Origin of the sequence: Chitinivorax sp. B, assembly GCF_005503445.1 — a bacterium.
In the GTDB taxonomy this organism is placed as follows: Bacteria; Pseudomonadota; Gammaproteobacteria; order Burkholderiales; family SCOH01; genus Chitinivorax.
In genome coordinates this window covers 80,625-92,809 of sequence record NZ_SCOH01000003.1, presented here as the reverse complement: position 1 = coordinate 92,809, position 12,185 = coordinate 80,625, and the positions used below count along the sequence as shown (strand labels likewise).

At 52.9% G+C, this 12,185-nt stretch carries 11 protein-coding genes; 8 read left to right on the top strand and 3 right to left on the bottom strand.

Features of this window, described 5'->3' with window-relative positions:
- The first annotated feature begins 252 nt into the window (after positions 1-252).
- The gene (locus FFS57_RS25095; protein ID WP_171013536.1) at positions 253-1,017 is read left to right on the top strand and encodes a helix-turn-helix transcriptional regulator; all 765 of its coding nucleotides are present in this window, start codon (positions 253-255) and stop codon (positions 1,015-1,017) included.
- Between the two features lie 54 nt (positions 1,018-1,071).
- Here FFS57_RS25095 and metG read toward each other — a convergent pair whose 3' ends face one another.
- The gene (gene metG / locus FFS57_RS03025; RefSeq protein ID WP_349306713.1) at positions 1,072-3,129 is read right to left on the bottom strand and encodes a methionine--tRNA ligase; all 2,058 of its coding nucleotides are present in this window, start codon (positions 3,127-3,129) and stop codon (positions 1,072-1,074) included.
- A 224-nt stretch (positions 3,130-3,353) separates the two neighbouring features.
- Here metG and FFS57_RS03020 point away from each other — a divergent pair, with 224 nt between their 5' ends.
- Together FFS57_RS03020 and FFS57_RS03015 are read left to right on the top strand one after the other, a co-directional pair.
- On the top strand, positions 3,354-7,196 hold the full coding sequence (locus tag FFS57_RS03020; RefSeq protein ID WP_137936281.1) for a CHASE domain-containing hybrid sensor histidine kinase/response regulator family protein: 3,843 nt from the start codon (positions 3,354-3,356) through the stop codon (positions 7,194-7,196).
- Entirely contained in the window at positions 7,193-7,471 is a 279-nt protein-coding gene (locus tag FFS57_RS03015; RefSeq protein ID WP_137936280.1) for an acylphosphatase, read from the top strand. The genes FFS57_RS03020 and FFS57_RS03015 overlap by 4 nt, the downstream gene beginning before the upstream one ends.
- Before the next feature lie 148 nt (positions 7,472-7,619).
- Here FFS57_RS03015 and FFS57_RS03010 read toward each other — a convergent pair whose 3' ends face one another.
- Positions 7,620-8,249, bottom strand: coding sequence for a TetR/AcrR family transcriptional regulator (locus tag FFS57_RS03010; RefSeq protein WP_137936279.1), 630 nt, complete (start codon positions 8,247-8,249; stop codon positions 7,620-7,622).
- 175 nt (positions 8,250-8,424) lie between these two features.
- Here FFS57_RS03010 and moaD point away from each other — a divergent pair, with 175 nt between their 5' ends.
- The 5 genes from moaD (at position 8,425) to FFS57_RS02985 (ending at position 11,401) form a co-directional block, all read left to right on the top strand.
- Positions 8,425-8,682 (top strand): molybdopterin converting factor subunit 1, encoded by a 258-nt coding sequence (gene moaD, locus FFS57_RS03005; protein ID WP_137936278.1) that lies wholly within the window; start codon positions 8,425-8,427, stop codon positions 8,680-8,682.
- Positions 8,682-9,134 carry a molybdopterin synthase catalytic subunit MoaE gene (gene moaE / locus FFS57_RS03000; RefSeq protein ID WP_137936402.1) on the top strand — a complete coding sequence of 151 codons (453 nt, stop codon included), beginning with the start codon at positions 8,682-8,684 and terminating at the stop codon, positions 9,132-9,134. Before moaD ends, moaE begins: the two co-directional genes overlap by 1 nt.
- 96 nt (positions 9,135-9,230) lie before the next feature.
- Positions 9,231-9,500 (top strand): ubiquitin family protein, encoded by a 270-nt coding sequence (locus tag FFS57_RS02995; RefSeq protein ID WP_137936277.1) that lies wholly within the window; start codon positions 9,231-9,233, stop codon positions 9,498-9,500.
- Positions 9,501-9,504: 4 nt separating this feature from the next.
- Positions 9,505-10,593 carry a WD40/YVTN/BNR-like repeat-containing protein gene (locus FFS57_RS02990; RefSeq protein WP_137936276.1) on the top strand — a complete coding sequence of 363 codons (1,089 nt, stop codon included), beginning with the start codon at positions 9,505-9,507 and terminating at the stop codon, positions 10,591-10,593.
- A 205-nt stretch (positions 10,594-10,798) separates the two neighbouring features.
- Positions 10,799-11,401, top strand: coding sequence for a peroxiredoxin (locus tag FFS57_RS02985; protein WP_137936275.1), 603 nt, complete (start codon positions 10,799-10,801; stop codon positions 11,399-11,401).
- Positions 11,402-11,465: 64 nt separating this feature from the next.
- Here the strand turns inward: FFS57_RS02985 and FFS57_RS02980 are convergent, their stop codons facing one another.
- Entirely contained in the window at positions 11,466-12,158 is a 693-nt protein-coding gene (locus FFS57_RS02980) for a sulfite exporter TauE/SafE family protein (protein WP_137936274.1), read from the bottom strand.
- Positions 12,159-12,185 lie beyond the last annotated feature (27 nt).

The window sequence follows — 12,185 nt, the reverse complement described above, 5'->3', positions numbered from 1 at the left end:
GTTATTGAAAGTAAGTATCCACTTCAAGACGTTGATAATTATATCGACAACTTTTTATCCCAGGATGTTAGAGTTCAGGCGCTGTTGAATCAATCCACCTTGGCTTCCTATGATCAACGTGAGTATATTTCTGACGAGGTATTTTCCAATACGCCGTTTTATCGTGATTTTTTATCAAGAATGAATCTTTTTTACAGCGCGGGAATTCGCGTGATTCATGATCCCAATACAACGGTACTAATGGGGGCCTCGGTGCCCAGATCCGAAGGGGGGGTTGATCCTACGATCGTTGAGCAAATGCTGCAACTGAGGCCACATATTGAGCGTGCAATTCGATTGGGGCAGCAGTTGCATTTCAAGATGGCATTGAATGAGGTGCTTTGTCATTGTTTGGCATGCTGGGATATTGGTATTGCATTACTCGATGTGGATGCTGTTGTTCAGTTCGCCAACCCCGCTTTTGAGCGGATGCTGAATCAATCAAGTAATTTACGATGTCATGACCAACATTTGCAGTTTCGCGAATCGTCACTGAACAGCCGTTTCAAGACGACTGTCAGTAAATTGGCTCGCACCGAGCGTGCGGCACTATTGGACGAATCTGCTGCATATCTGGTTGCCAGGCGTGACGGCAATATGTTTTACCAGTTGGTCTTGATGTCCCTGCCAAAAGGTGCTGCCATTGACACACAAGGTGTGTTGGTGATGTTGAGTGATCCGAGTTATCAGCTTGAAGGGCGTATGGAAATTGCCGGACGGTTGTACGGTTTCACCCGTAGCGAAAAACAGGTGGCAGAACGCATTCTTGCCGGGCAAACTCCCAATGATATTGCATTGTCGCTGACAGTGGCACGCAGCACGGTTGTGTCTCATCTGAAAAAACTGTTTCGCAAAACCGGCACCAATCGGCAGGCTGATCTGACACGGTTGTTGCTGCATCTTCCTGCCATAAGTAGCGAGCAGGCTGCTCGACTCGGCGTGGTAGAAGATGAGAAAGGATTGGATTCAGGGGACTAGCAACCCGTCGAACGAGCACATTGACGGGTTGCTACAGATGATTGCGCAGTCGTTTTAGCGGATGCGCATGCCTGGTTGCGCGCCGCTGTCCGGGCTTAGAATGAAAAGACCGGAGCCCTTGTCTTCAAAGCTGGCTGCTAGCACCATGCCCTCCGACAAGCCAAACTTCATCTTGCGGGGTGCCAAGTTGGCCACCATGACAGTCAGGCGACCTTTCAGGTCTTCCGGTTTGTAGGCCGATTTGATACCGGCAAACACATTCCGGGTTTCCGAGCCGATATCCAATGTCAGCTGTACCAGTTTGTCTGCACCTTCTACCGCCTTGGCATCGACGATCTTGGCGACACGCAGATCGACCTTGCTGAAATCGTCAATCGAAATGGTCTCACCAATGGTTTCGTAGCTTTGATCGACTGCTGCTACCGGTTCTACAGTGGCGGCAGGTGCCAGACTCTGCTTGTTGGCTTCGACCAATGCATCGACTTGCTTGGAGTCGATACGCGTCATCAAATGCTGGTATGGGTTGATGGTATGGCCCAGCAGCAGTGATTTGGAATCCTCCCAAGTCAGCGGCTTGACGTTCAGGAACTGCTCCACCTGTTCGGCCAGCTTGGGTAGCACCGGTTTCAGATAGATGGTCAGCAGGCGGAACAGGTTGATGCAAGTGGTGCACACCTCATGCAGCCTGGTATCCATGCCTTCCTGTTTGGCCAGTTCCCACGGCTTTTGCTCGTCAACGTACTGATTGGCCAGATCCGCCAGTGCCATTACTTCACGTAGCGCACGGCTGTATTCACGGGCTTCGTAAAGTTCGGCAATTTCGGTGCCAGCCACCTGCAGGGATTTCAGCAGTTCGGATTCCGGGAGGCTATCGGCCAGTGTGCCGCCGAAACGTTTGTTCAGGAAACCAGCTGCACGGCTGGCGATGTTGACAAACTTGCCGACCAAGTCGGAATTGACACGGTTGACGAAGTCGTCCAGGGCCAGATCCGCGTCTTCAATACGACTGTTCAGCTTGGCCGCATAGTAGTAACGCAGCCATTCTGGATTCAAGCCTAGCTTCAGGTAGCTGCCGGCGGTGATGAAGGTGCCACGCGACTTGCTCATCTTAGCGCCATCGACGGTCAGGAAGCCGTGCACATTCACTGCATTGGGTGTCTTGAAGCCAGCGTATTCCAATACGGCAGGCCAGAACAGTGCGTGGAAGTACAGAATGTCCTTGCCGATGAAGTGATACAGCTCGGCATCACTATCCTTACCCCAGAACTCCAGCCAGTCACGGCCCAAGCGATCCATCAACAACTTGCTGGATGCCATGTAGCCAATCGGTGCATCCAGCCAGACATAGAAATACTTGCCCGGTGCATCTGGGATCTCGAAACCGAAGTAAGGGGCGTCGCGGGTGATGTCCCAATCCTGCAGGCCGGCTTCAAACCATTCCTGCATCTTGTTGCTGGCTTCCGGTTGCAAGCGTCCGGTTTCACGTGTCCAACCCTTCAGGAAGTCTTCACATTCGGTCAGTCGGAAGAAGTAGTGCTCGGTCTCCTTCATTACCGGTGTAGCACCCGATACCACTGAATAGGGATTGATCAGTTCGGTTGGACTGTAAGTGGTGCCGCATTTTTCACAGTTGTCACCGTATTGCTCCTTTTCGTGGCACTTGGGGCATTCACCTTTGACGAAACGATCAGGCAGGAACATGCCCTTCTCTGGATCGTACAGTTGGCGGATTACACGATTGGCGATCTTGCCGTTGTCTTTCAGGCGCCGATAGATGTTGTAGGCGATTTCGCGGTTTTCTGGCGTATTGGTGTGCGAGTAGTTATCGAAACCAATGTGGAAACCGGCGAAGTCAGCCACGTGTTCGTCATACATCTTGGCGATGAAATCCTCAGGCTGGAGCCCTTGTTTCTCAGCGTTGATCATGATTGGCGTACCGTGGGTATCGTCACCGCAGACATAGTGGCAGTCATGCCCCCGCATCTTCTGGAACCGAACCCAGATGTCGGCTTGGATGTAGCCGACCATATGGCCTAGGTGGATGCTTCCGTTGGCGTAGGGTAGGGCGTAGGTCACCAGAATCTTGCGTTTATCGGACATGGCAGTTCTCATTGAATGTGTTGCACGAAAGACCGACCATTATAGCGGGTGCAAGGCTTGCCGCGAAATCGGTACAGATGGTCTATACCGCATTAAATGGTGCCAACATATGATGACCACCACCACATTGCCAAGTACCGATGACATCGTTTCACGGCTCATGCCGCTATGGAGCCTCGCGTATCGTCAGTCGGGACAGCGTCCCCCATTCGATCATGTTGTGCGCGGCAGGTTAAATGAGCAAACTGTTCCAGAGACTGTCACCACTGTTGCCGATTGCAGTCATCTTGTTAAGCCTTACGCTGAGTGGTATGGCTGCTTGGTTGATTGCGCGCAACAACCAGAAAGTTGTGGCAGATAGCCTTCAGGATGCAGTTGCCCGGTTTGCGAACCAAGTTGAAAACCGGATGGGTCGTTATGAATATGGTTTGCGTGGCATGGCAGGCCAATTTATCCATGATCCTGATCAGGTAACGCTGTTGGCCTTACGACGATATCTCGCCTCGCGTGATCTGGCTCGTGAATTTCCTGGGGCGCTGGGATATGGCGTAATTCGATTTGTCAATGCGTCTGATCGGGATGTTTTTCTGCTGCGCTGGTCTCGTGAGCATGGTCAGCCAATCAGGATTCGCCAGCTGAATGCCCATGCAGGGCCGCACTTCATTATCTTTGCCATTGAGCCACTGGCCCGTAATCAAGCAGCGTTGGGATTGGACATTGCATCGGAGCCGCTGCGTCATGCGGCGGCCTTGCAGGCGTTGCGATCCGGTTCAGTGGTGTTGTCAGCCCCGGTGACGCTAATGCAGGACGAGGCTCGAATGCCGGGTTTTTTGTTCATGCTGCCGATTTATCAGCCAGGTAGGCCACATGACACGCCCACCCAGCGAGAGCAGGCCATTTGGGGGTGGGCGTATGTTCCAGTCCGTATCGATGGTGTGCTGAGTGGGTTGGAAAAAACATTGGCACCTGGCCTGGATGTCAGCATCAGCGATACGGGGGGGAGCAGTGGTCGTTTGGGTATTGTGTATGACTCGGATGGCGTGACTGGCATTACGCATACCAGTTTTGTGAGTATATGGGGGGATATCGATCTGACAATGCGGCGCGATATTCAAATTGGTGGCCGCACTTGGCAAGTGGCCATTGCCGGCTCGCCCCGTTTTGTCAGCCAGCTTCAATTGAAATCGCCCAATTGGGTGGCAGTGCTGGGTATAGCCATGGGATTGTTGCTGGCTGGTGTGATCTGGGCGCTCCAGCGCACCGAAAAGGCTGCTGTGGCACGTGCGGCCAAATTAACGGAAATGGCCCGTGCCAGCGAGGCACGTTTGGCATTGGCATTGTCAGCAACTGGTCTGGGTTTGTGGGACTGGAATATTCAAACCAATACCGTGGTCTACAACGAGCAATGGGCAGCTCAGCTTGGTTATCGTCTGGATGAGGTCACGCCGGAGCTATCAACTTGGGAAAATCTTGTCCACCGGGATGATCTGCCAAAGGCCCATGCCGCGTTGGAGGCTCATTTTTCGGGCAAGACGCCGATGTATCAATGTGATCAGCGTTTACGCACCAAGTCCGGCGAGTGGAAGTGGATACGCGATACTGGCCAGGTGATTGAACGGTCAGCCGACAACAAGCCTTTGCGGGCGATTGGAACCCACCTGGATATCGATGAGATGATGGCCCGCGAAGCGGTATTGCAAGACATGCTGAACATGCACGATGTCATCTTCAATAATGCCAGTGTTGGCATTGCCTTGACGGTCAACCGAGTCTTTCGCCATTGCAGTGCCAAATTGCTGGATATGCTGGGCTATGAGCGATCTGAAATCGAAGGTCAATCCGGTTCGCTGGTTTATGACAGCCAGTCAGCGTATGACGAAGTGGGCCGGGTAGCCGCAGCGGTATTGCCAGCCGGTGGGATGTTAGAGCGGGAGCTTTGGGTTCGCCGCAAGGATGGCAGCCGGTTCTGGGCGAGGCTGTTGGGGCAGGCTGTTGATCCGGGGGACTCGACAAAAGGGACGATCTGGATCGTCGATGATTTCACCGAGCGTAAGCAGCGCGAGGAGCTGCTGTCCAAGGCCCGTGCTGATGCAGAGGCTGCCAATCGTGCCAAGACAGAATTTCTGGCAAACATCAGCCACGAAATCCGTACACCAATGAATGCTGTGCTGGGGTTCACCACCTTACTGATGGATACCCGTTTGAGCGAAGAGCAATATGGCTACGTGAAGTCCATCAGCGATGCTGGGGATGTGCTGATGCGGCTGATCAACGACATGCTGGATCTTTCCAAGGTTGAAGCTGGCAGGCTGGAACTGGAATTGATCGATTTCGATCTGCGCCGGCTCTTTGATGATGTGTTGGGGATGGTGGCAACCAAGGCTGCTGATAAGAAGCTGGAGCTGATCATGTTGACGCAGCCCGAGTTGCCGCGCCGCGTCAATGGTGATCCAGGCAGGATCCGGCAGATTCTGCTCAATCTGATCAGTAATGCAGTGAAATTTACCGAGCAAGGCGAAATCCAGGTACAGGCGGCATTGATGGACGCAACACCAGAAAGCTTCCGGATTCGTGTATCTGTGATTGATACCGGTATTGGTATTGAGCGAGAGGTCATCAATCGTCTATTTCATCCGTTTACCCAGGCGGATGCATCGATGACCCGTCGTTATGGTGGTACGGGTTTGGGTTTATCCATATCCAAGCGTTTGGCTGAAGCCATGCAAGGCGATATGGGGGCCGATAGCCGACCCGGCAAGGGGTCGACATTTTGGTTCGAAGTATCGCTGGGTATGGCATCGGAGGTCACTCCGCCTGCTATCCCGGAAGTGGGGCTGGCTGGTCGACAGGTATTGCTGTGCGGGCGTTCACCCAGTTTGCGTCAAATGTTGCAGGCCATGCTTCGTGATCTGGGTATTGTCGCCACGCCAGTGGGCGATGCCATTCAGGCTTTGCAAGTGTTGAAGCAATCAGAAATGGGCTTTGACTGTGTGATTGTCGATTACCAGCTACCGGATATGACTGGCATTGAGCTGGCAGAAAGGATTCGTGCGGAGGAACGGTTTCGATCCTTGCCCATGATCATGTTGTCGTCACTGGCTTGGCGGGGGCAGGGTAAAGAAGCCAGGCAGGCGCATTTCGCTGCCTATCTCGTGAAACCGGTTCGGGTAGAGCAGTTGGCTGCATGTCTGCGGGCGGTCCTGTCACCAGAGGGTGGTGGGGATGCTGCGATGGTGACATCACAAACCTTGGCCGAGCGGAGGGTGGATGCCAAACATACAATACTGGTGGCGGAAGACAATGTGGTCAATCAACGAGTTGTTGTGCTGATGCTGGAAAAAATGGGGTGTCGTGTGGATGTGGTGGAGAATGGGGAGCAGGCCGTGTCTGCTGCCACACAATATGCGTACGATCTGATCCTGATGGATGGACAGATGCCTGTGATGGACGGGATCGAAGCAGCTAGGCGTATTCGCGCCGCCGGTGTACTGACACCAATTTCGGCGTTGACTGCAAACGTGTTCGAATCTACCCGTCAGGCTTGTATGGCCGCGGGGATGAACGATTTTCTCACCAAGCCAATCACGGCAGACGCATTACAACAAGTCATGGTCAAGTGGATTCCCGAATTGGCTGTATTGGCACCGATCAACGGGCCGCAAGCCGTGAGTACGGTTGCTGATTCTGGTGACGATCCGGATGAAGATCGTATATCTCTACGTAAGGCTCTGGATGAGGTGGCGTCGGTATTGGGTGACGACATTGTTCCGCAATTGATAGATTTGTACCGCCAGGCGGTTGCGGAGGTGATGCCACAGATTGAAGTGTCGCTGGGCGAAAGGGACTGGGACCGATTGGTACGTTCTGCACACCGTTTAAAAGGCTCAGCTGCGCAAATTGGTGCCAGTCGTGTGGCAGATAACTGCAAAGAACTGGAACTGGCTGCCAGGAATCACTTGACTGACAATTGCGCTTACTATTTGGTCAGGCTCAATCTGGAAATCCAGATGCTGGATGGTCTGATCGACAGCGAGAAAGATATTCGAGCAGGATTGCTTGCTGAGCAGAGGACATCATGAACAAGGCCGTCAGAGTAACGATCCACGGAAAGGTTCAAGGTGTTGGATTTCGCTATGCAACTTGCCGACAGGCTGGCGTTATTGGTGTCGACGGGTGGGTACGTAATCTGCTGGGCGGGCAGGTAGAGGCGATGATTCAAGGTGATGGCGAAGCGGTGGACGCCTTGCTGGCATGGTGCCATCGTGGGCCGCCTGGTGCCTTGGTCAGCCGGGTGGAGGTTGAAGAAGCAATGGCCGAAGATTTAAGGGGTTTTGAGCAGCGGGGTACAGCATAAACCAATTTGATCGCACTGATGTTGGCAGCTTGTGCAGGATGTAATTTCGTGAGGTACTGTGACCGTCTGCCCGTCGCGTCTTCAGGCAACAGCGTCTGATGCCAATGCCAGACGTTGTCTGCCGTGAAGCGCTTCGATCACCCCGAAATCAGGCGTTGTAACGTGCTTGAATTTCCGCGAATAGTGGGCGGAACATGGGTTGAATATGGGGTTTGAACAGAGCCAGTACCTGACGGATGCCGCGACGGCCCATTTCCTCTGTCAGTTTGCCCATTGGGTTCTGGGTCTGCTGAAATGCGTACCAGAACTTAATGATCAACCAACAATTGATCACCAGTGATTCGATTTCTTCTGCATCAGTGGCCAGCAAACCAATGGAACTGAATTCGCCAAACAATTTGGTGAGGATGGCAATGATGTCCTCACGAACGAATTTTTGATAAGCCTCGGCAAATTTCTCATTGCGGCCAAGTAGGCCGGCCAGATCATGGAACATGAAGCGATAGCGCCACATGCCGATGAAGGCTGTATCCAAATAGACGATCATGTCTTCGACCATGATTGGTCGATCTACCGGCACTGACAGGCGGTTTTCCATGAACTGCTTGTATTGGAGGAAAATCTGGTAAATGATCTCTTCCTTATTACGGAAGTGATAGTACAAATTACCAGGACTGATGCCGAGATGCGCTGCGATATGGTTGGTCGTGATTGCCCGTTCGCCGTGCTCGTTAAACAATTCCAGGCTTGCCTGTATGATCCGGTCGTATGTTTTCATCGGTCGTGTGTTGTCAGCAGTGGTGGCGGCTTTTCGGCGCTTTTATCTTATTATATTAGAATGATAACTCTTGCTGCAATGCAGCAACTTGCTATTTTGCTGCGGGTTTTCCCTAGTTTTAATGAATTTTTGTGCCAAGTTGGCTTTTTTTTCAAAATTCTTAGAGTTTGCCGTGATGTGGTGTCGAATCCTTTACTTTGCAAGATTGCGTGAAACCTTTGGTTGTGTAGAAGAGCGTGTCGAGCTACCCGCTGAGACACGAGATGTGGCGGCGCTGCTGACTTGGTTGAGCCAGCGTGGTGAGTTGTGGGCCAGTGAGCTTGCCCCTGGGCGGCAATTCCGAGTGGCTGTCAATCAGGAAATGGCCACGCTGGATACGGCCATTCCGGTAGGGGCCGAAGTCGCTATTTTTCCACCGGTGACGGGGGGATGATGGATATTCGCGTGCAAACCGCCGATTTTGACGTTGGTGCGGAATTGGCTGCGTTGAGGGCAGGGAACCCGGCCATTGGTGCGGTAGCCATGTTTGTTGGCTTGGTAAGGGACGTGAATGAAAGTGCGACTGTTGGTGGGATGACGCTGGAGCACTACCCAGGGATGACGGAAAAGTCCTTGGGAGATATCGTTACATTGGCACGGCAACGATGGTCGTTGCAGGCGGTACGTGTGGTACATCGGGTGGGGGCATTATTGCCGCTGGATCAGATCGTATTTGTCGGCGTGGCATCCGCACATCGGGGCGAAGCATTTGCAGCCTGCGAGTTCATCATGGATTTTCTGAAAACCCGCGCACCGTTCTGGAAGCTGGAGCAGACAGCCGAAGGCCCGCGCTGGGTAGATGCCCGGGACACTGATAATCAGGCTGCAGATCGGTGGGCTGAATGACCGTGCTCTCCTCCAGCGCCATGTGGCAAATCGAACTATAGTTTGTGGGGTACCTGGGCGGTAGCTGGCGGCTTGTCGAATGAGGGAGTAATCATCTTGCCTACTATTGCATTCACACGGCATTTACGGCAATACCTGCCAATCACCCTTCAGTCTTTTCCTGGTGAAACGCTGGAAGCTTTACTTGTTCGAGTATTTACCGAATATCCCAGCGGTCGTCTTTATGTATTGGATGAGCAGGGACGGTTGCGTCGTCATATTGCCATTTTTGTTGATGGTGTCATGTTGCAGGATCGCCAATCGCTGAACGTGCCGCTTCGGCCGGATAGCGAAGTTTATGTCATGCAGGCCTTGTCCGGAGGATGAACTGATGACGCCACAATTGTTGGTCGGGACGCGTAAAGGATTGTTCATTTTTCAGCAGGGCACCACTTCGCCAATGTGGCGCCTGCTGGCTCATCATTTTGTCGGTGTACCTGTATCCGCACTCATGGTGGATCCGCGTGACGGTCGTTGGCTGGTGGCGCTGCGTCATGGTCATTTTGGCCCCAAACTGCACTGTTCGGACGATCAGGGAGCTAGCTGGCAAGAGCTGGTTGCGCCTGCGTTTCCGCCTGAATCGGTCAGTGAGGGTAACGAGCCGCCAGCGGTAGATACGATCTGGTCACTGGCTGCAGCGGGTGCCGACATGCCCGGCGTCGTCCTGGCCGGGGCGATTCCAGCTGCGTTGTTTATGTCAGGCGACCATGGGAGTAGTTGGGGATTGGTCGAGTCACTATGGACACTGCCATCAAGGTCGACCTGGTTCGGTGGGGGAACTGATTCGCCTGGATTGCATTCGATCTGTCTTGATCCACAGGATAGTAAGCGGGTTACAGTAGCCATTTCATGCGGTGGGGTATGGCGAAGTGAAGACGGTATGGCAACTTGGCAGCCTCGGACTCAAGGTATGTGTGCGACTTATATGCCGCCTGAGCGCCAAGAGGAGCCGGAGATTCAAGATCCACACCGAATTGTGTCCTGCCATAGCTACCCCGACGTATGGTGGTGCCAACATCATTGCGGCATTTTCCGTTCAACGGATGACATGGCACATTGGCATAGTGTTTTTAGCGGGCATTCCGACTTTGGTTTTGCCGTGGCGGCACATCCCAATGACCCAGACACTGCATGGTTTGTACCTGCTGCATCCGATGAGGCCAGAGTGCCGGATGAAGGGGATTTCTATGTGATGCGAACCCGCGATGGTGGCCAGCATATGGAAAAGCTCTACACTGGTCTGCCGTCAAAGCCTGCTTATCACCTGGTTTATCGGCATGCGCTGGCCGTAGATTCTGTTGGCTGCCAATTGGCTTTTGGTTCGACAACAGGTTCGTTGTGGCTGACTGCAGATGAAGGCGACCATTGGATTCGATTGTCCGCCGAGCTACCCCCTATCTACTGTCTCTGTTTTTGCTGAGGGTGTGGTGTATGTTATGGTCGGTGGTGGGTTGAGCTTCGATGAAGAACAAGCATTTGTTTACAACCGTGTTCTGTTAATAACCATATTCTTGCCAAGGCTTATCTGGTGCGGCTTTGAAGGAAACTTCGATTTGACACCGCAATCCAAGCCAGAGTAGATTTCACCGACTTTTTTCGTCAACTACTTCATCAGGAGATCGCAAATGGCTGTTCTCGTTGGAAAAAGAGCCCCCGATTTTACCGCCGCAGCCGTATTGGGCAATGGCGAGATCACTGAAAAATACAATTTTGCTGAAGCCACCAAAGGCAAGTATGCAGTTGTTTTCTTCTATCCGCTGGACTTCACTTTCGTTTGTCCGTCCGAGCTGATCGCATTCGACCATCGCCTGGAAGAGTTCAAAAAACGCAATGTAGAAGTGATTGGTGTATCGATCGACAGTCAGTTCACTCACGCTGCTTGGCGCAATACACCTGTTGATAAGGGTGGTATTGGTCAGGTTGGCTACACGCTGGTGGCTGACGTGAAACACGAAATCTGCCGCGCATACGATGTGGAAGAGGCGGGTGGTGTGGCGTTACGTGGTTCGTTCTTGGTGGACAAGAATGGCGTGGTTCAACACCAAGTTGTCAACAATCTGCCGTTGGGTCGTGATATTGATGAAATGATCCGTATGGTCGATGCACTGCAATTCCACGAACAGCATGGCGAAGTGTGCCCGGCTGGCTGGAACAAGGGCAAGGCAGGTATGAAGGCTGACGCCAATGGTGTGGCGGCATACCTGGCCTCTCACGCCAAGGAGCTGTAACCCGGTTTAGGCTTGTGTGATAAGGAAAAGCCCAGTCGATTTTGACTGGGCTTTTTTGTGATTGTCATTGTTGATGAAGTGCCCAAGGCGATAGAAACATACCAATACGAATCAGCCCGATCACACCAAAACTGGCCACAATCAATCCTGCCACCATTCTGATTTTGGCTTGTTTCAGCCAGCGCATCATTCGCTCTGCAGATAAGCCAAGTATCAGAAGGTTTGGCAAGGTACCCAGGCCGAATGCCAGCATCACTAGGCCGCCATGAAGTGGGGACCCACTTGCCAAGGCCGACACTAGCGCCGTGTAGACCAACCCACATGGTAACCAGCCCCATAGCATGCCAGCCCACCAGGCGTCCTGAAGTGAACGAATCGGAAGATGCCGAGCCAATTGGGGTTGGATATGTCGCCAGATATGCCCGCCTATTTTTTCAAGGCGGGTCACGGCATTTGATAATCCTGCCAGATATAAACCCAGCCCGATCAGCAACAGGTTGGCCAGCACGTAGAGCACCAGTGCTACAGGTATTAGATGAGCCAACAATAAGCTGCTGGCACCCAAAGCACCGGCAAGAATGCCGGCCAGCATATAGCTTGCGATGCGGCCCAGGTTATAGCCCACAATCAGTGGGAAGCGGTGCTGGGTTGGTAAGTTGATTGACATGGCGCCTACTAGGCCGCCACACATGCCGGCACAGTGGACGCCACCTAGCAAACCGGATAGAAAAAGGGACAACAGGCTGACTTCAAGCATCGGCGAAGCATACCAGCTGTGCAGTCG

Bases quoted from the DNA above. Each gene is read 5' to 3' on its own strand.
- metG (WP_349306713.1), bottom strand. From the start codon at position 3,129: ATGAGAACTGCCATGTCCGATAAACGCAAGATTCTGGTGACCTACGCC.
- FFS57_RS03020 (WP_137936281.1), top strand. From the start codon at position 3,354: ATGAGCAAACTGTTCCAGAGACTGTCACCACTGTTGCCGATTGCAGTC.
- FFS57_RS03015 (WP_137936280.1), top strand. From the start codon at position 7,193: ATGAACAAGGCCGTCAGAGTAACGATCCACGGAAAGGTTCAAGGTGTT.
- FFS57_RS03010 (WP_137936279.1), bottom strand. From the start codon at position 8,249: ATGAAAACATACGACCGGATCATACAGGCAAGCCTGGAATTGTTTAAC.
- moaD (WP_137936278.1), top strand. From the start codon at position 8,425: ATGTGGTGTCGAATCCTTTACTTTGCAAGATTGCGTGAAACCTTTGGT.
- moaE (WP_137936402.1), top strand. From the start codon at position 8,682: ATGGATATTCGCGTGCAAACCGCCGATTTTGACGTTGGTGCGGAATTG.
- FFS57_RS02990 (WP_137936276.1), top strand. From the start codon at position 9,505: ATGACGCCACAATTGTTGGTCGGGACGCGTAAAGGATTGTTCATTTTT.
- FFS57_RS02985 (WP_137936275.1), top strand. From the start codon at position 10,799: ATGGCTGTTCTCGTTGGAAAAAGAGCCCCCGATTTTACCGCCGCAGCC.
- FFS57_RS02980 (WP_137936274.1), bottom strand. From the start codon at position 12,158: ATGCTTGAAGTCAGCCTGTTGTCCCTTTTTCTATCCGGTTTGCTAGGT.